Source organism: Bradyrhizobium valentinum, assembly GCF_001440405.1.
GTDB lineage: Bacteria > Pseudomonadota > Alphaproteobacteria > Rhizobiales > Xanthobacteraceae > Bradyrhizobium > Bradyrhizobium valentinum.
Window position 1 is genome coordinate 24,218 of sequence record NZ_LLXX01000128.1, and the last position, 17,828, is coordinate 42,045.

At 57.1% G+C, this 17,828-nt stretch carries 23 protein-coding genes; 5 read left to right on the forward strand and 18 right to left on the reverse strand.

The genetic code is table 11. From position 1 onward, the window contains the following. Window positions 1-831 precede the first annotated feature (831 nt). From CP49_RS22230 to CP49_RS22240, 3 genes are all read right to left on the reverse strand, one after another. Window positions 832-1,065, reverse strand: coding sequence for a hypothetical protein (locus CP49_RS22230; protein WP_108522855.1), 234 nt, complete (start codon window positions 1,063-1,065; stop codon window positions 832-834). A gap of 850 nt (window positions 1,066-1,915) precedes the next feature. Further along, window positions 1,916-2,287 carry a signal transduction histidine kinase gene (locus CP49_RS22235; protein ID WP_156438586.1) on the reverse strand — a complete coding sequence of 124 codons (372 nt, stop codon included), beginning with the start codon at window positions 2,285-2,287 and terminating at the stop codon, window positions 1,916-1,918. Between the two features lie 43 nt (window positions 2,288-2,330). After that, the gene (locus CP49_RS22240; RefSeq protein ID WP_156438581.1) at window positions 2,331-2,831 is read right to left on the reverse strand and encodes a hypothetical protein; all 501 of its coding nucleotides are present in this window, start codon (window positions 2,829-2,831) and stop codon (window positions 2,331-2,333) included. 556 nt (window positions 2,832-3,387) lie between these two features. On the opposite strand from CP49_RS22240, the gene CP49_RS46220 reads away from it, so the two are divergent. Beyond that, on the forward strand, window positions 3,388-3,588 hold the full coding sequence (locus tag CP49_RS46220; RefSeq protein WP_057852331.1) for a hypothetical protein: 201 nt from the start codon (window positions 3,388-3,390) through the stop codon (window positions 3,586-3,588). A 314-nt stretch (window positions 3,589-3,902) separates the two neighbouring features. Here CP49_RS46220 and CP49_RS47620 read toward each other — a convergent pair whose 3' ends face one another. Beyond that, window positions 3,903-4,256: an AI-2E family transporter gene (locus CP49_RS47620; RefSeq protein WP_245310810.1), complete on the reverse strand. Its 354-nt coding sequence runs from the start codon at window positions 4,254-4,256 to the stop codon at window positions 3,903-3,905. 104 nt (window positions 4,257-4,360) lie between these two features. On the opposite strand from CP49_RS47620, the gene CP49_RS47625 reads away from it, so the two are divergent. Both CP49_RS47625 and CP49_RS47630 read left to right on the forward strand, forming a co-directional pair. Then, a complete protein-coding gene (locus CP49_RS47625) occupies window positions 4,361-4,717 on the forward strand; it encodes a hypothetical protein (RefSeq protein WP_245310811.1) in 357 nt (118 codons plus the stop codon). Between the two features lie 89 nt (window positions 4,718-4,806). Further along, window positions 4,807-5,061 carry a hypothetical protein gene (locus tag CP49_RS47630; protein ID WP_245310812.1) on the forward strand — a complete coding sequence of 85 codons (255 nt, stop codon included), beginning with the start codon at window positions 4,807-4,809 and terminating at the stop codon, window positions 5,059-5,061. 270 nt (window positions 5,062-5,331) lie between these two features. Here CP49_RS47630 and CP49_RS22260 read toward each other — a convergent pair whose 3' ends face one another. The 6 genes from CP49_RS22260 to CP49_RS22285 all read right to left on the reverse strand — a co-directional run bounded on the left by CP49_RS22260 (window position 5,332) and on the right by CP49_RS22285 (window position 9,267). Then, window positions 5,332-5,613 (reverse strand): hypothetical protein, encoded by a 282-nt coding sequence (locus CP49_RS22260; protein WP_245310813.1) that lies wholly within the window; start codon window positions 5,611-5,613, stop codon window positions 5,332-5,334. Window positions 5,614-5,964: 351 nt separating this feature from the next. After that, window positions 5,965-6,717, reverse strand: coding sequence for a DUF1236 domain-containing protein (locus tag CP49_RS22265; protein WP_245310814.1), 753 nt, complete (start codon window positions 6,715-6,717; stop codon window positions 5,965-5,967). A 645-nt stretch (window positions 6,718-7,362) separates the two neighbouring features. Next, window positions 7,363-7,605, reverse strand: coding sequence for a hypothetical protein (locus CP49_RS22270; RefSeq protein ID WP_338060370.1), 243 nt, complete (start codon window positions 7,603-7,605; stop codon window positions 7,363-7,365). Window positions 7,606-7,843: 238 nt separating this feature from the next. Continuing rightward, a complete protein-coding gene (locus CP49_RS22275) occupies window positions 7,844-8,461 on the reverse strand; it encodes an exopolysaccharide biosynthesis protein (RefSeq protein ID WP_057852334.1) in 618 nt (205 codons plus the stop codon). Window positions 8,462-8,544: 83 nt separating this feature from the next. Further along, window positions 8,545-8,790, reverse strand: a complete 246-nt coding sequence (locus tag CP49_RS22280; protein ID WP_156438582.1) for a hypothetical protein — start codon at window positions 8,788-8,790, stop codon at window positions 8,545-8,547. A gap of 126 nt (window positions 8,791-8,916) precedes the next feature. Further along, the gene (locus CP49_RS22285) at window positions 8,917-9,267 is read right to left on the reverse strand and encodes a phasin family protein (protein WP_057852336.1); all 351 of its coding nucleotides are present in this window, start codon (window positions 9,265-9,267) and stop codon (window positions 8,917-8,919) included. Window positions 9,268-9,575: 308 nt separating this feature from the next. Here CP49_RS22285 and CP49_RS47635 point away from each other — a divergent pair, with 308 nt between their 5' ends. Beyond that, entirely contained in the window at window positions 9,576-9,971 is a 396-nt protein-coding gene (locus CP49_RS47635) for a hypothetical protein (RefSeq protein WP_245310815.1), read from the forward strand. A gap of 287 nt (window positions 9,972-10,258) precedes the next feature. Here CP49_RS47635 and CP49_RS22295 read toward each other — a convergent pair whose 3' ends face one another. From CP49_RS22295 to CP49_RS22325, 7 genes are all read right to left on the reverse strand, one after another. Beyond that, a complete protein-coding gene (locus CP49_RS22295; protein WP_057852338.1) occupies window positions 10,259-10,624 on the reverse strand; it encodes a CsbD family protein in 366 nt (121 codons plus the stop codon). A gap of 1,292 nt (window positions 10,625-11,916) precedes the next feature. Beyond that, window positions 11,917-12,207: a hypothetical protein gene (locus tag CP49_RS22300; RefSeq protein WP_057852339.1), complete on the reverse strand. Its 291-nt coding sequence runs from the start codon at window positions 12,205-12,207 to the stop codon at window positions 11,917-11,919. A gap of 94 nt (window positions 12,208-12,301) precedes the next feature. Next, window positions 12,302-12,526 carry a DNA-directed RNA polymerase subunit alpha C-terminal domain-containing protein gene (locus tag CP49_RS22305; RefSeq protein WP_156438583.1) on the reverse strand — a complete coding sequence of 75 codons (225 nt, stop codon included), beginning with the start codon at window positions 12,524-12,526 and terminating at the stop codon, window positions 12,302-12,304. 11 nt (window positions 12,527-12,537) lie between these two features. Beyond that, window positions 12,538-12,729: a hypothetical protein gene (locus CP49_RS22310; protein WP_057852341.1), complete on the reverse strand. Its 192-nt coding sequence runs from the start codon at window positions 12,727-12,729 to the stop codon at window positions 12,538-12,540. A 315-nt stretch (window positions 12,730-13,044) separates the two neighbouring features. Next, window positions 13,045-13,242, reverse strand: coding sequence for a hypothetical protein (locus CP49_RS22315; RefSeq protein WP_057852342.1), 198 nt, complete (start codon window positions 13,240-13,242; stop codon window positions 13,045-13,047). Window positions 13,243-13,594: 352 nt separating this feature from the next. Then, entirely contained in the window at window positions 13,595-14,014 is a 420-nt protein-coding gene (locus tag CP49_RS22320) for a peptidoglycan-binding domain-containing protein (protein WP_082646165.1), read from the reverse strand. A 500-nt stretch (window positions 14,015-14,514) separates the two neighbouring features. Continuing rightward, window positions 14,515-14,751 carry a hypothetical protein gene (locus CP49_RS22325; RefSeq protein ID WP_057852344.1) on the reverse strand — a complete coding sequence of 79 codons (237 nt, stop codon included), beginning with the start codon at window positions 14,749-14,751 and terminating at the stop codon, window positions 14,515-14,517. A gap of 231 nt (window positions 14,752-14,982) precedes the next feature. On the opposite strand from CP49_RS22325, the gene CP49_RS22330 reads away from it, so the two are divergent. Next, window positions 14,983-15,276 (forward strand): GlsB/YeaQ/YmgE family stress response membrane protein, encoded by a 294-nt coding sequence (locus CP49_RS22330; protein WP_057852345.1) that lies wholly within the window; start codon window positions 14,983-14,985, stop codon window positions 15,274-15,276. 75 nt (window positions 15,277-15,351) lie between these two features. Here CP49_RS22330 and CP49_RS22335 read toward each other — a convergent pair whose 3' ends face one another. Next, window positions 15,352-16,032, reverse strand: a complete 681-nt coding sequence (locus CP49_RS22335) for a Crp/Fnr family transcriptional regulator (protein WP_057852346.1) — start codon at window positions 16,030-16,032, stop codon at window positions 15,352-15,354. Between the last annotated feature and the right edge of the window lie 1,796 nt (window positions 16,033-17,828).

A 17,828-nucleotide genomic window follows, 5' to 3' on the forward strand; every position in this document is an offset into this window, starting at 1 on the left:
TGCCAACAGCGGACTCATGCACCGCAGCAAACAACGGCTCTATTCGATCACTTCGTCGGCCCGAGTGAGAAGACAGTTGAACAGCACACCATCACTTAGATTGCGCGCGATCCCCTATCATCGTCGCGAACGCTTGTTCAAGTGCGTCCAGTCCGCGTGCTTCGGCCGGGACAAGCGTCAACCCCAGCGGCCCGGCGGCGTCTCGCGTCGACTTCAGACGCTCCAGATTGGGCGCAAAGTCCGGCGCTGCGCGACGATTGGGGGCAAAACCGCGCAGATCAGCCAAGGCAGACATAGGTTTGGACGCGCGGACGGCAAGGGGCTAGGTCAGCATCCCTCACTTGATCTTCCTTGAGCCGCGCCCAGTTTTAAGAAAGGTTAGGTTTGATCGATAGGTTCTCGCACCGGCTAGCACCAACAAGAGACATAAGAGACCCATAGCGGCCACTGTCTAAGGCTAGAGCAAAGTCGAGCGCATCAACCCCAACTGTAAACGAAAGGACCGCCGGTCTCCGGCGGTCTTTTTGTTTGGGTGAGCCGGGGCGATCAAGGTCCTCGTGATATGCTTAAGCCAAAGCAAGGAGGGCTGGCATCATGCCCACCGGATTATTTAAAACACCCGATCAGTCGGTTCAGGTTGAATACGACGGCATTTCCATCCCGATACCTAGGTCGACATACGAGAAGAGCGGCTACAAGCCCGATTTCGACAAACTGCCCCTCGAAGACGAATATAAGGCGGCCCAGGAGAAGTTGCGTAATGCCCCGAGGCCCTAAAGGCAATTCACCCCTCGGGCTGACCGCTATCTGCAGGATCACCCTGAAAAACAATTATCGAAGGTGCTGCGCTTTGGCGATGTGTTGACCAATTTCGTTCGCCTGATTGGCTTCGCCGGCATCAGTCAACAAATGCTGAAGCTGGGTAGCACCAGTCAAATCCAAGCCGACCAGCGGATTTCCCGTTGATCGAAACCACAGTCGCGGCACACCCAATTCATCTTTGCGGGCTTCGATTTCGCATTCGGTGGGTGGTATTCCGAACATGCTGAAGAACTCTGATTTCATCTCAGCCTCCGGTGCCCCATCAAATAATGTGGGAACGAAAATGCGACTTTAAAGGCAAAGAAACCGAAAGTGGCCCCGACCGGGGATAGAGGAATTACCGAGGCCGCCCGGCCCGCCGCTACAGAGTTCCGATTTCTAACCGTCCTTCGACTTGGCAACCTCTCTCGCCAGTCGTTCAGCCGTTCTAGGTTTTTGCGCAGCGCTTTTTGCTCCCGCTCGTATTCGTTCAGGGGCCTATCCGATGGACGGAACTTGCTTGCTTCATTTTCACGTTTGCTCATGACGTGACCCTTTTGATGGATGGATCCCCACGTCTGAATACCGCGCATCGTACTGGCTCAGACTAACATACTTGAAGGGGCCGATGTCAGTTCTGGCGGCGAACTAATGTCTCAGTTGGGTCATGAGCGTCGGTTTGACCGGACCACCGCGACTTCCGGTCTACCCCGGTGAACGGACATTCTAAGGATATGCGCGCATGTCTCAAAGGTGCCGATATTGTTGCAAAAGTCGAAAATCGGACGACCCTAAAAATCTCGCGAAAGTTGATCTTTGGACTTCTCTGCTGTTGCGTCGCTTCTCAACGCCACTACGGAGGCCCGCGATCGATTTCGGATGAAACGATATGGTCCCTCACTTCGCCGCGCGCAAAACGCATCAGCGGCTCTAAGAATTTTCGTTCGCCTTCCCAAAAAGATTTTGCAACTATATCTGCCAATAACTGACGTAATCGACCCATTCGACTACAGCATGGGCACGAGGTTGCTAATGCGGCGATTTCGGCTCTGAACGGCGAACGTGCTGTCCTATCCTGCCAGATACGGTCAGGGTCTCGCTTGGCCGATCCGGCTCAACCCAGCCGGAGAAATTCCGGCGGCAGGGGCAGGCGTACAAGGCCGCCGACGTCCAGGGCCTCGCCGCTTTCCGTGATATCCGAGAACAGAACCTCGACATAAGGGTGCTGGCGGTTGAGCGCGGCGCCGCGCTGGTATTTCGCGTTCACGATCCGCTCGATCGCCGCAAGATTGCGTTTGCCCAACGCGTTGTACTGATCGCGGAACAGACTCCGTCGTGCTCCGCGGTGCTCGATGGATTCGACCCAGACGTCCATCACCTTGCGGCCGATGAACGCTTCGACCCGTTCAGTTCCGTCCCGCGCGAGAAGCCGCAGCCCGTCCATGTTGTGCGGACCGTCATCGATGCCGACTTTTGTCAGTGACATGTTTTTACGTGACATGGGGAATCCTCCTGTTGCCGACGCTGGTTCACCTCGGCAGTCCGTCGGGGACTGCGCCTCCCTCATCGTCCCATCGCGACAGAGCCGCGGCGCGCGATTTTGCGTCGTGATGCGCATCCTCCGTCGAAGCCTTTTTGCGGCCGGCATCATTCTTATGCTTGTGCAGAAAGCGGGCGATCTGCCCGCGAAGCGCTGCCGTCTCCAATAACTCTCCGACCGATCCGGCGGTGTCGAAGATCTCGCGTTGCAGCGTCTTCGGAAGCGCGTTCCATTGCATGATGACGGCCGCACCCAGACATCGCAAGACGTGCTCCTCTTCGGCTGCAAGGGCCAAGCCGCGAGCGCGATCGTGTTCCGCTGCGTTCACGGCGCTGTCGTAATTGTCAGCCAGTCCCTGTTCGCTGTCGGCGAGCGTTGAGTGGCGATCCCTTAGTTTCTGAAATTTGCCGCTTTCGCCCGGATCGCTCGAACGCCTGATCAGTTCGCCGTATGCGGCTGCCTTTTCGCGGTGCTGCTGAGATCTGAACATGCCGGGCCTTTCGTTGGAGTCTCCGCGCATTCTGACCAATTTCGATGGTTGACGAGGATAGGCTCTTATATGGGGATCAGAGGTCGAATAACGAGCACCCGGTGACAAATCACCACATCATATGTCACCAGCACGAACCCGATGGCGCGCGTGGGTGTGGCGCCACGTGACGAGCTTTCATCGCTGGCAACCGTTCCTGACGAATACGGGCAACTCCGCAACCATGGCCCCGAACCTGACACTCATTCGATGACGTCTCGCGCGCCTTTGCGCTGCGGCCGCCAGGGTTTACGTGCGCGGTAGCCGGGGGTCTTACGATCTGCGCGAGTCCAACTTTTGAAACGGCCCTCAATCCGCCGGGCAGAGATCTTCATAAGTCGCGACCGCGTTCAATCGGGGGCGCGATCGAGCTGCATCGTTGTCGGCTTGATGATCTACGGGCGCCATCACTTCGCGCCTAACATTTGCTTCACGAGATGGGCTGTTTTTCCGGAACAATACGAAGCAGTGAACCTTACCTGTTGAGAGATTGAAATGATCCTGTGAGTTAAAACCAATGAACATCCTCCCCGTTGATCGCGCGCTGAGCCTATACGGCACGCTTGCAAACCGTTCCGAGACCAAGGGGGCCCGTGAACGGCTTTCCAGGCATCTGATGGAATTGTACCTAGGGGGCGAAAAAGACGAGCACCGCTTGACGGTGCATGGACTGTCGTACCTTCACGAGCTGGACCGGGCAATTGACTCCAGAAACTGAACAAGCATCTGTGGTCGGGATTAGCGCTCTTGGGCTTGTCGCTGCTTCCGCAGGGAATTGCGCCGCATAATTCTTGCTCTCGCGACGCGGACTGCTTCCATCCTGGCTTGCTGGTTTTTCGGCAGGGGCGTCCTCTTGTCTTCGCCGCGCGTTGACATCATGGTCGGCAGTTGGTTCCGCGCGGTCAAGCTATGCTCGATAGGCTGCACGCTCATTGGGCCAATCGATGGTGATTTGCTTTTAGCCATCCGGGACAACTCGTTGCCACCGAGTTCGTTCGATGGCAACACATGAAAAACGAGAGGGAGATACCGCTATTCCCCTTCGAGGAAGTGCCCCAGGGCCTTTAGCGGGCGCAACCTGTCACAGATGATCTTCAGGATAGCCAGCATGGGAACGGCCAAGATTGCGCCAAGCACGCCCCACATCCAGAACCAGAACACCAGCGACAGGATGATCAACACCGGATTCAGCGTGAAGCGCCGCGCCAGCAACATCGGCGTTAGTGTTTCACCCTCCACGAGGTGGATACCGAAGTAGAGGGCTGGCGGCAGCAACGTCCACCATAAACTTTCGAAGCTCAGCATGCCCACCAGCACGAAGATGCCGACCCCGAAAAGCGGCCCCAAAATCGGAATGTCGTTGAGCAGGAAGGCTGTGGTGCCCACAACAACGGGTCTCCCAGACCGCAAAGATACATCGCGGCCGCCGTCGTGACACCGATCGCGGCATTCATGGCTGTGATTGTCACCAGATAGCCCGATATGTCCTCTTGGATCTGCTGAGGGATATCGACGGCCTGTCGCTTGTCGCCGAATGTCGGCAGGATCTCAACAATGCGTCGAAGGAATACGTCGCCCGCTACCAAAAGAAAATAGAGCACCAGGACAGTCGTAAACAGGCCATCGAGTACGGAGCGCGTCCCTGCGAAAAGTGCGCCTGTCAGGCCAAGATCGCGGCGAACCGAGACGATCGAGCCCTGGCCAGGTGGAGCGTCTGCAACCTGCTCGGCCTGTTGGATAACCTTCTGCAACGCTTCGATTGGCCCTCTTATAACCTGCAGATGTGCCTCCAGGCGCGGTATGCCCTCGGGCAGCCGCTCAGCCCAAGTCGCGGTCGGTACCGATAAGGCCGCCACGAGACCTGCAAGCGCTCCAATGACCAGGAAGACGGTCAAGTACGGGGTAGATGCAAACGTCCCAAGAGACGGACAGCGGGTTGAAGAAGGAGATTCAACACGAAGGCGAGTACGACGGGAAGGATGATCGCGCTTGCCACGTAGAGCGCCGCCAAGGCACCCAACCTAAACCACCGAGGAAGAACGTCCGCGGATCGGAAGGCAGCGGCATCTCCGTCTCGTCGGCGGCCTCCGTCACCGCCGCAGGTGGCTTTGGCAAATCATCATCCGGCAGCGACAGCAAAGAGGGGCGCTTTAATGGCGGTGCGGCGGCAACCATGGCTCTCCCTACCTGAAAATGTCATCATACCGCTTTGGTCGATCTCGGGCAGAGGATGAAACACGGCGCTTTAAGCGACCAAGGATTGTTGACCGAGCATCAGATTTGCTTCGCAGCCAAAAGTGGCGTGAGTGACCGACGCAGTTTGTTCAAAGGCGCAGGCCGAGGAAGCCCGCAACAATGATTACGACGACCACTACGCCGATGATGTAAAAAATGTTCATTGCACACTCCAATTGAGGGATAGGAGAAAAAAGGCCGCAACGATCTCTGCGGCCTCATGTACTCACCAGCGACCGTCACCGACGCCTACACCGATGCTCACGCCCGGAGCGCCGAAGCCGATGCCGGAGCGCGGCTGGTCGTCATAGTAACCGCGCCTTTCGATGTACCGCTCGCGTGGAGCATAGTTGTACGAATCGTCGTGGCCCTGCTGAATAACCACGCGCCGCGATCCACGGGACCGATAGCAGCGGCCGGATTCATCGCAAACTAGGCGCACTTGCTCCACGTTCGGCTGGTTCATGCCGAGATACGTGACGTCGTTGGTAAACACGTCGACAGCCATGGCGCTGTTCGTGAACAGAACGCCATCGGGTTGCCGCATCTCGACCAGTTCAGAATTCCGAGTTTCGCAACACAAAAAAATTGGATTGGATTGAAGTCGACAGCATGACACCCCCCATAAGACCAGGTGGGAGCGCGACACTCTCAGTCACCGATTGTTGCCAATCGGTGGAGCGGTGATCGAACCAATATACGTCTTGGGGTCTATCCACGCTGGTCAATATTGCTCGCTTTCAAGAATAGGACTCTTCTCGAAAGACAATTAGGACGCACCGGCGGTGGTTGGCTCAGAAAGTGAGGGCGGCTGTTAAGCCGCCCTCTGGTTTGCCTGTCGCTTACCTTGCGAGTTCGCTTAACCTTCGATGATGTAAACGATCTCGTGGGTGTGCGGGCGAAGAATGATGTACTTGCCGTGCACAAGGATGAAATCGTATCCACGCCATTCCGGATAGATTTCCACGATACGTGACGGCATCGGGTGATAGCGGACCCCCGCCGGGACAGCCGTTCCGATTGAGAGATTGAAGTTCACGTTCTTAACTTCCTCGACCTTCTCTTGCTTGATTGCCGAGGTTATCTGGGTGCGCTTTTCGGCGGGAGGCGCTGCTGTCGCCGCGGTTGCGGCATTGCCGGTCGTCTTGCTGTCGGGGGTCGAAGGCTTGGTCTCGGCAGTCGGAGCTTTTAAGTCCTTTGAGGTGGTGGTCGAATCAGGCGCTCTCGTTTTGCCGTCGACTTTCGTCTCGCTGGTCGCCTTGCTGTCAGAAGGCGCCTTCGTTTCGGCGGTCGGACTCTTCGTGTCCTTCGTGGTCGGAGTAGTTGACTCTGAAGCCTTTGACTTGCCATCGGCTTTCATGTCGCCGGTCGTTTTTGCATCCGGCTTGCCCTGCGCATGTGGAGGCACCGCCTCTTTTGACCCAGCGCCGGGGGGTGCTGTCTCGGCTCCCTTTGCTGCCGGTGCATTCATCGGCGCCGCAGTATCAGCTTTAGGCGAAGCGGCAGTCGGAGATTCCTTCGCTGCTCCTTGATTAACGCCTTGAGCAGTCGCAAGCCCGGTCGCGGCCAATAAGGCCGCAACGGCCACTGAAACCATTAATGTCTTTCTCATCTGATTTATTCCAATTCAAAATGACTCTATGCCGACGAAGGTCGGCCGTAGAGGTAGAACGGCCCCAGCAGCGTAAGGTTCCGCTTCTTTCTTGGGTTGGGAAATGTATTGGAAGTATGCGAGTGAAATCGCGTCGATCAATGGGGCTGTCGCCAGAACCTTCAACCCGCGTGTGCGCTCAGTCACTTCTTGATCTTGGCGCCGAGCAACAACTAGGAAACTTCTCTGCTTCCGCTCGGAGCAAAGCGGAAAGGAATGCGCACCGAGCAAAGAGCGATCTGGCCAAATGAAGGCCCGCACGATCAACGCCATTTCGGGAACGTTTCAGGTTTAAAGGCAAACCGAAAGGCTGATCTTGCCGCCGGTGCAAGCCTCAGTGAAGCGACAAGGGAAGATCCGAGCGCAGCGAACCTGAACGCGCGTGGCGGCGGGTGCGTACTATTTCCACAGAATTCTGTAGGGGTACCAAACGCCGGCGATCTGCCGGGGGAGACACCAACGGTTTTCGAGCTGGCGATGAACTGCAAGGCTGCGAACGCGCGCTTACGGGCAAGTCGGGTCGATACGCCTCGGGGGCGTCACCGCATCAGGTGTGATATTGCTGCGGCCTGTGAGTGGCATGCTTCGCCGCGACCACGAGCTAAATCAAGCCGACCATCTGTCCTGCTCTTTGCGGTAATCGTCTTCGTTGAGACGGTCCGCGATATCCTCTGCGATGTCTGGCGTTTTCGCCTTGGCGATTGGCTTGCCGTCCGCAGTCATCAATTCATCGCCCTCAACCTCAACCGGGAAGTCGTCGAGCTTGAGGGGCTTATCATTCGACATTTCGCCCTCCCACGTTAAAATAAAAAGCCGCCCGGGCATTACGCCGAGCGGCTTTTCGAGCAACTGCCAGTCGCCCGGTTCCGTTGCTGGAATGACAACATCGATCCAAAGGAAAAGTTTCTTCCGCCTGCAAGGTATTCTTTCGCGCTACGGTTCATAGCTCCGCCGGTCGTGTGGTCGAGCGAAGCAGGGCTGATGCCTGTGGTTGCGGCTTCAAACGGTCTTCCGGGCAGAAGCGAGGCGAGTATTGTTGGCGCGGCCAACAAGCGGCACGGCACGGTTCGTTACCAGAGACAGGTCGCTACCAGAGATCGATGATCCATTTTGCGCCGACGACCATCTGCCAAGCTGCCGCCGCCGCGACCGCCAAAACAATGACGCCGGCCAGCAAGGCGATCGAGAGCAGGACCCCATCCTCCTCGAGATAGGCAAGGGAGATCAAGGCAATCACCAAGGCGGGGACGACGTTGCTCAAGGGTATTGGAATGAATACCAGGGTGGCGCTCAGTACCACGACGATGGTGCCGACCAGGCGCTTGGTTGCCTCGAGCGGAGTGTGCCAGCGTGGATGAACCACCTTCTCAAGATATCTAAGCACCGGTAGGGATCGCTGCACCACAGCAGCGAGGTGCCTCGTCGGCAAGGGACGAGTGGCGATGCGGCGTGGAAAGACCGGAACGGGTTTGCCCGCGATCATCTGAAACGCCGGAATCATGAGTAGCAGGCCGGCTACGATCGAGAGCCCCGGTGCGATCGCGACCAGCGCGAGCAGGAGCATGATGATCCCGAAGGATCGCTTGCGAAGGCTGTGCATCAGCCAGTCCAAGGTGAAATGGTTCGCTGGTACTTCATCATGCAGCCGCTGCAGCACGGCGGAGGTGGGAACAAGGCCTGTCGGGCCGGCCGGCGGTCTGGGCATGAAAAAAGGCGTCTCCTGGGCTCTTGATTGGCGGGCCGATGTCTCCGTCTTCGAACCTGAACCCAGTCGCTCCGTTGGTTGTTTTAGGTGCTATGCTGCCGATAGTCGAGCGGCGTCAATCCAAGGATAGCACGCTCACATAGTTTGTTGGCGTCCCGCTCGCCGCTGCCTGCGGCCTGCAAAATACCCTTGGCAATGATTTCGCGATCTACCTCCAACTGACCGATATTCTGAAGCGTTCGACATGCTAGGTCGTATGCCTGGTTCACCGCGGTTACCTGCTCTGGATCAAAGGACAAATTTTGGAAAAGCGGACTAGGATTGGACATAATGCTCCTCCTCGTAGCAAGCGCGAGCGCAAGCTCTCGGTTGCCAGGATTAGACGAGTTAAGTGATGATCGGAAAAGCCTCGCGATGAGCAGGGCAATTGTGCTCTGACACCGCGGGGGGAAGAATTATCGATTTGTCGGGGTCATCTTTGCAACAAGGTCACCGAATGGCTTGCAGGACTGCTTCGCAAGATCGCTGTACAGAACGCCAATCTTCTGTGACTCCGCAACGAACGTATCGTAGGCCGTCTTGGCGAATTCGGTTTGAACTTCAATCGCCTTGTCGAGCGACTTCACGCCAGAGAGCTTCTCAACGAACAGTTTCGTGTCTTCAAACGACTTCTTCGTGTAGTCACCGTAAGCAGTGGCAATCGCCAGGAAGGCGTTGGATGACGCGGTCCCTGTATCGATTTGTTCGTTACTATTCGGTTGGTGCTCGAAATTCTGATTCGAGTGAATCTGATTTTTATTCGACATTTTTGGACTTTCCTTTGTTTGTTTAACAGTGAACCAACGTCGCGCGCCACCAATGGTTGCTTCGGAACCTCGATTCTCGCTTTCTAATTAGGCGGTGCTTGTATGTTCGTATGATGATCACCAGGCGCAGTTTGCCCGGTAGCGCCGAGCGATCGCCGTTGAATCCGCCGCAATCGCCAACGAGCGAAACGCACCTTTAGGTGCAGAATGTGATCAGCAGGGCCGTTTGGCAAACGTTTCTGATCGGCCACAATCTGACATCTAAACCGAGAAAATCGGACATCTTTGTTCGCTTCGGAAACTGACGAGTGGCGAGCAACATCGGGCAGTCGGCTGATCATCTGCCGCCACGGGTATCGAGAAGGCCGCAACTCACGCTGCTCTCGCGCCGACGAGGTGATCGAGCGAAGCGTGGTCGCATCGCTGGCGCTGACCGCCGCCCCCGATGGCTGTTAGCGGGGGCGGATGACGCGTACGCGCAGGCCAAGCAAACTATGCCTGAGAACGTCTTCGCCATCGCGGCGGTGGTGGATCACTTCAGCGACGCCGTCGCGACGAACCCCATCGCCGGCCAGAAGTCCAAGAACGCGCAACTAAACATCCGCCGAGCTGTTCGGCGGATCCGTTTACCTCAGGCCGGTCAGTGCGCCCCCAAGCCATCATCGGCGGCGGGCGACGGCAACTCCCAACAGGAACGCGACTAACAGCGAACCAAGTGGCGCTTCGCGCGCGACATTGCTCAAGATGCTCAAGATGCTCAACGGCATCCCTGGCTTTCGACCCAATTCTATCGCGCCGCTAACTCGATGGACTGTCCCTTTCACAGCTTCGGAGACTTCCGCGATGGTGGATTTCGGTTCTGGAGCGGGACCCAAGCCTTCGTGGGCGTAAGGGGCCAGCGGAACGTCATCACCCACGATTGAATCTCCAAATCAACAAACAGCCTATCAATCAAAAGGCATGAATTGTTCCGATATGGCCGTCATAGCCGTTATCGCCCGCGCTGCGGCGGACGGCGCGGCGGGCGCGTCAGCAATAGCGCCAAGGCAAAGCCGATCCCGCCCGCGATCAACATCGAACCGAGCGGATTGTCCCGCACACTCTTCGCAATCGCTTGCGAGCCGTCATGGAAAGTATCGCCGCTGTTCTCATAAGCGTCTTTGGCGTAGTTGACGGCGGCATCCGTAGCCTCGCGCGCTGCATCCTTGGCCTGGCCGTACAGGTTCTGCGCTGTGCCTGTCGCCTCGCGGACGCGGCCTGCTGCCTCGGTCTTTGCGTCGCCGGCGATATCGCCTACGGCGCCCTCGAGCTTACCGGCGAAATCCTTCGCCGAGCCGGTAATTCGATTCGTCTCCATGGCGCACACTCCCTAAGATGATGTCCCGGCGACCTAACCGACAAGGTCAGTCTATGTTCCTGCGCGCACAGGAAGCCGGTTTGTGTGACGTAGCCTGAAGCTCTTACCATTCCACACTCGCTGCTCGACTGCGCTGACGAGGTGATCGAGTATCAGAAAGCCGTTGCGATGCATGGTTATCGATCCTCACACGGCCCAGCGCCGTCTGGGTCCTGAGGGAAACCACAGAATGGCTGCGGCTTCCGTTGCAGCCGATCACATCCAACAGCGGCGCGCTGCTCACTTTTGCTCACTGTCCTAATTTCAAATTGCAGGCGGCCCAATTAGGACGGCACCGAACGGTGGGTATTGGCCTGTCCGACCACAATGGCACAGTTTGAAAGTGAGCAATTTTGAACAGACGATCGCAGTGCATATCTGCTGTTTGATAATCACCGGGGGATTGCGCTGTCCGGACCTAATCCAACGCCACCAAGCATTATTGGGCTTGGTGGCGTTGTGCTTTCCCGGGTGCCCTAATTCGTTAACTTTTCGAAAGTGAGCAAAATGGAACAGCTGGGGGATTAGCGATGACCCATGGTGACACCATCACCGTCCCACCACGGCATCTATCGGGGACTGAGAGTTCTGTAACGCTCCCGCCTGAGTTTGGGTGAGCATCATGCCGTCACTAGCAGTCTTGTTGGATTCAAGCCGCATAGCGACTCAGTCCCACACCTGTCCCAAATGTCTGGGCCCAATGGTCCTGACGCGTATCAAGCCCTCGCGCATCGGATTCGAGTTGCGCACGTTTCAGGGCGTCAATTGCGATCACGTCGATAAGTCACCGAGACCAAATCGATGAAGTGGATATCCTCCGGGCTGCGAGCGCCGGTTTAGATCCCGACATGCTCCACGCGCTCGATGGCCCTGCGCGGGTCTGGGAAGGCTACTGGTGAGTCCGAGGCGGCCCCCTTAAGCGACCACGCGCGTTTGAGGCCGTGAGACCGGGCAACGACGAACGCGGAGCTTTGACTATGAGCACTATTCCTCTTCACCTTCAAAGAAAGTTTGAGCAGCGGTGGGCCGCTAGATTTGTCTCGCCGCCCGCATCGACCGCGCCCAAAAGCACCGACTTGAAAGGTACCGTCAACGACTTGCCGCGGCCCGCAAAAGCAAAAAAGCAAAAAGACGCGCGACGAAATTATGAAGACGCTTCGCAATTAAGTTGAACGGAGCCCGGACCGCCTGATTGAAGAAGCCGAGACGAAGGCCAACCGGGCCGTTATCCGCAAGAGCGCCTGGGGGGGATCTCATGGTTTAAATTTATCGTTATCGTCGTCGGTAGTCTCTTCGGCGATCACCAATTCCTGGGCAAGGCCGCGCCGAAAATCACGCTCCGCTGTTTCCATCAGTCCGGCCACCAAATCTTCCGGCACTCCGTCGATCGCAGCATCTTGATAGACTTCGGAGTCGACTGAATAAGTGAAGCCAGTTGCCGGGATGCCCTCGACGAAAATGCGAACCTTCCAACCGTTTAACGTCGGGATCGCGCGAACTTCGTAGACCTTGCCGCCGTGCTCGAAGGTCGTAGCCTTATGCATCGCACTCTCCAACTGCCATGGCGGGCACCGCGCAAACGCCCCAAACTCCCCAGTGGGGAATTGTCAATTCGGCAAAATCAGGCCGGCTTTTTGCCTAAAGCCTGACCCCATCGCACGGCGGAAGACCCAGCGTCTCGCGAAGATAGGCGACAGAGGCCTTCCCTAGTTCCTGGAAGCTCAGCAGGATTTCGTCCGACGTCTCGCGCACTTCCCCGACCGTTTTCAGGCCGGCGGCCGCCAACACGTTGCAAATTCGCACCGGAAATTCAACATTGCTGATCGGCGTGTCGTCCGGTAGCTCTGGCGTCGGATCGAGCATGTTCGGCTCGCTCACTTTCCCTTCGCCTTGGCAGCATCTCGCGCAAGCCGTTCCGACTTCAATCGTTCGCGATTTTTGTGAAAGGTCTCTTGCGCCTTCTCGTTATCAGTCAGGACTTTTGCTGCTTCAGTGGTTTTGAAATGCTTGTGCGCTTCTCGACCTGCCGCAGAAATGCTAGAATTTGAAAACGTCTTTTTGCTCATCTTATCGCCTCCACATTGGCGACACACTCATTTTCGTCTTGCACACCGACGCGCGATCAGCGTCGAGCCTTAGCGGGCAGCGTAAGTTGCAGGATCCGGGCCTTCTTGGCAGTGGTGCCTTTTTCAGTAATTCGATAAAGGACGCGGTCAGCGGAACACGGCTTCCGTTCAATCCAACCCTTGTCAGAAGCTTTTCGATCACACGTGGGCTATCGGGGAGCGCACTCGCCTTTTGCCATCCACCAACTTGCTGGTATTGCATAAACTGGCGCTCGTGGTGGTTTGCGTGAGTGATTTCCTTCGCCACAGCTCGGCTCACTTCGAACGTTTCGCGCTTGAGAGCCCCAGCTCTACAAGCCGGCGGATGGCTTGTGCGAATGTCATCTCGTGATCCTCGACCCATTCTTCGATGGTTTGCCGCTCGCTTTCATTCCAGTGCGGGACGTCGGCGCTGCGCTGTAGGCGGTCAGCCATCTCGTTAGCGATCTTAGCGTCGTGCTGTCTCTCCGGCATGTGATAACTCCTGGGGGGCGGCCATCTTCCTGGATCAATGGTAGCCGCATACGCGTGCACTGCAAAACGCACCTCAGTACAAGCGGTAAACCCGATATCGCGACGCGCGTTTAAACGCGCTGTGCTACGATCGGCTTATCAGGGGCTGTAAGCGGACTTTGAGCCCATTTCACCGCGGGGTCGTCACAACTTATACATTGGAGGTCGGTGCGGCCGGAGATGGTGACAACCGAGACCATACGTTTTCCGCATTTCGAGCACCGCGTTATTAGATCCATGAGATCCTCCCGAGTTACCTGTAACTGAACTTTTCGAGAGCAATTCATGCAGGTTAACCGTACAATTTATCGGGTCACCTGCGTCCGAACAGTCCGCCCACCACGCCGCCAATCAGTCCACTTGGACCACTGCGGTGATGGTGAACGCCACCCCCGCCGCGACGACGGGCCGGACGGTCGTCATTGGATTTGTCGCTGCTGCTGAAGCTGGCGCGGGTCGCTGAGACGGAATCTGCCAGTAGCGCCTGATGCTGCAGCACGTTGAGGAAGCCAGTCTTGGGATAGCCGCGAGCCGCCTGCCAACGCGTAATGACGGCGCGGGTCGACTTGTCGAATCGTCCGTTGACCTTGGTGTCGAAGCCGAGACGGGTCAGCCGGCGCTGCACGTCGCGACGCTTTCCCTTGTCAAGTCCTACCAGATCTTCGGTTTCCTGAGTTGCCTCGTGGACAAAGGTCGCCGGATCGGCGGATGCCAACAGGTCGCGGTCGGTCATGCTCGGACCGGCTTTGGCAACATTTGCACTGGCAAGAATTCCAAAAACTGACAATGCGAGGATGAAGACGCGCAACGGCTTATCTTCCCTGATCTCTGAGCCTCTCAATGCTTTCGCTTTGAGAACCTATGTCGGTTCAGATTCACCGCCGTGAAACTCGAACTTCCGGCGGCGTCCAAATCAAAGGCAAACTCCGGCTTCGCCCCGGGGCAACTGTTATACGGATCGCTTGTTCCTTAGCGCGCGTCGATTGTTACACTGCCTTTGCACTGAGACTGCCCAGCAAAGCCCGAAGAGGACAGTCTGCGTGCCCGACGTCCGCCTTGGGTCCATTTCCGGACTTCAGCGCGTCCCGAACGATGTGCGCTTTACCCCAGCAAACGCCGAGCGAATGCTCCACGTCTGAACGTGCCAGAAGCGGACTCTGTAAACAGAACGGTCGTCCGGGGCAATCGGCTGCTTGGAGCGATATCCCATCGTCAAGCGCCCAGTGACCGCGTTTACGTCGGCGGTTTCAACTCGCCGGCAATCCAGCCGGCCGCGACCGTATTCATCGGGTCCTTGACGGCCGTGTTTGTGAAGCTGTGGCCGCAGTTCCTGCACTCAAACGTGCGAAGCTCAAAGCCCTCCGGGCCGGGCGCAATCCCCAGCAGCATCATGCGGCCTTCGCATTTCGGACAACCGGGCCGGCGGATCGGAAGCAGGCAAGGTTCGGGACGTGTATGTAGTTCGGGCATGATGCATTCCCCCGTGGATCAAGGTGGAAGCCCTTTGCGTCTGCCACCGGCGGATGCCGTTGACATGCGATGATTGAACCAACATGCCGCGAGTCGGAGTGTCTCCCCTGTTCAATTTTGCTCACTCCCGGAAATTTAAGGCGCCGTGGTGCAGCCAACTGGTCAATTTGATACAGACATCAGCAAGCCAGTTTGTGATGCTTCCTCTCGGGCAAACCGCGAGGTCACCAAATGCACATGTCGAGCGAAAGCCTGTTGGTCATACTGTTTGTTGGCCTCGTTGCCGGCTGGCTCGCCGGCCAGATCGTGCAAGGGACCGGATTCGGAATCATCGGCGACGTTGTCATCGGAATCCTGGGCGCCTTTATCGGAAGCTGGTTGCTACCCCAACTCGGGATCCATCTCGGGAGCGGATTGATCAGTGCAATCGTCAACGCCACCATCGGCGCCGTACTGCTCCTGCTCATCGTGCGCCTCGTTCGAGGTGGCGGATGGGGGTGGCAAAGGAGCTGGTGGCGTCGATAGATACCCACGCCGCTCGCGTCGGACGAGGGTCTGTTTCCCAAGCAATTAGCGATCGATGAGCGACGAGATATCAGCTCACGGCTCGCGCTTGATCTCGGGCTTGTCGTACAAGACGGCGTTCAGCAATGAGTTGTTGACCTCGATTTTTCCGTTGTAGGTGATGAAGCCAAGCTTGCGGAACTTGTTCATGAAGAAGCTGACGCGGGATCGCGTCGTACCGATCATTTCGGCCAATGTTTCCTGGCTGATATTCGGACTGATCAGTTGAGGGCTACCCTCTTTGCCGAAATTCGCCAGCAGGAGCAGCAGGCGCGCCAGCCGTTTTTCACTGGAGTTGAAGAGCTGGTCGATCAGATCCTCTTCAATCCGGCTGTTCCGGGTCAACAGATAAGTCATGAACAACTCGGAAAACTTCGGCTGATCGTGAAGCGCCTGGAGCATGGCCGTCTTCGCTATCGCGGTGACCAGGCACTCCTCCATCGCTGTCGCGGTCGCGATACGCAGCGAATGGCCGTTCATGCAGCCTTCGCCAAAAAACTGGCCAGGCTCCAATATGCCGACCACGGCTTCCTTGCCTTGCTCGGATATGACAACAACCTTGACCCGACCTTTTTGAAGGTAGAAGACCGTGCTCGCCACGTCGCCCTGCGAAAAGACAATTTCATCCTTGCGAAATTCAAGGATGGTCTTCCCTTCACCCACCTTGGCGAGAAACTCCTTGGGATCAAATATTGCTTGGTTGGTATGGTTTGGCATGTCCGGTTTCGTCCCCGCGGTGGGACGCCTATCTTACCATTCAGGCTGCCGATATCAGAAGTAAAAGTGCCGCAGGACGGGGGCTTTTCGCAGCAGGATGAGCCGGATAGCCCCGCCCTGAGCAATCTCGCGTCATGGAGATGGCATGTGAGATCGAAGCGGCCGAAGAGCATTCGGCTGCGGATAACTGATGGAGCGGTCAGCAAAACGACGTCAGAGCCGGACCCAACAGGTCGCAAAACTGGACCAGTCGCGGCTAGATCGCGACTGCAAAACGCCCAGTCGTCTTGCATTCCGGGCACTCGAAGGTGCGGACTTCTTGACCGGGGTGAGCAGGCTCGATGCAAGCCAAGCGCATCGGCTTGCCACACTTGGAACACGGAAGAATTCCGATCTCTGCGCGGCTGTATAGTGGATTTGGTGGGATAGATGACATCATGCTTCCCGTATTGGGCGGGAGCATTACCGATCTCTCTGTCGCCGATAACTGCCTATTCGGGACGGCGATGGAGCCAGTCTTGCCCCAAATACCAATGCGGGGCTGGTCAATATTGACCACTACTGAAAATTCGTTCAGCAGGAACGGCCCCAGTGTGGGGGACACTGAGGCCATCAATGCAGGATGCCTTGGGCGGGAAGGCGATCCATGCAGCGTTAAGGTCCCTAACCAACATTTGTTCCGGGTTATTAAATTGTGGGGCAGAGTGCGTGCCTTCAGGGTGCGATGTCCGCTTCGAGGCCGATACTGTTGCAAAAGTCTTTTCGCGGGATGGGACTCAAATTCTCCGAGCCGTAGGCGCGACGATTGAAAAATGATGCGGGGGACCACGCCTCCATGCGCCGAACTCACAGGCGATTCCGGTAGCGGGTTTGAGGCCGCATTGATCGGCGACTATCGCTTGTTTCGTGCTTTGGCGGAAAATTAGCAGCAGCGCCTTTTGGGACTTTTGCAACACTATCAGGCCATGAGCTGACACGATAAAAAGAGACCGCTGCCTGAGGCGGCCTTACGTTGGCGCCAGCAGTTGTCCGCGAAGCCACGCGTTGGTACTGACGGACTTCATCGGATCGATTAGTTCGACCACAGTCTGATGGACGTGATCGCACGCAGGGCACTCAAACGTCTGAATGTCGAAGCCCAAGAGGCCGGATGTAATCCGCGCCAACCTGGTTCTTGTTTGGCACGCGGGGCAAAGTGGTCGGATGATGATCATGATGCTTCGCCTTGGATCAGGCGGGAGCGTTACAGAACTCTCAGTCACCGGTAGATACCAAGGGGGCGGTGATGGAATCAGCATCGAACTTCTGCTTTGCCGCCGCTGGTCAATTTTGCTCACCTTCGAAAAGTTAATGAGGCGGGACGCGCCGCAATGGCGCGTCAGCGTGGCCTTGAGCAGAGGATGAGCGAGCAGCCAATGTCTGAGTTGGGTCATGTGTGGACGACGCCCGCGTTGCAAGAAGAATCTGACGTTCGGCTTGCGGTCGGGTGCAAGTCATGTGTCCGGCCTGTTTGCGCGGCACCATGACCGCTGGCCCTGATGTAGTCCGCGGATCGGGTCCCAATCATTCGCACGGGCTTTGACGCCCATGACCCAGAAGCGGGTTGTCCCAATCGACGGCTCGACCGTTTCGCATCACGCCATCATCCCCCTCGCAATTCGATTGTCTTGCTCCGCCGTCGACTCACGCTCCCATTGCCAAGCCTCTTCAGGCGGCTGCAGCAAGCTCCGGCGCTCGATAGTATCCTCCCTTGGCCATGATCGCCCAAGCGATGCGCGCCATCTTGTTGGCAACGG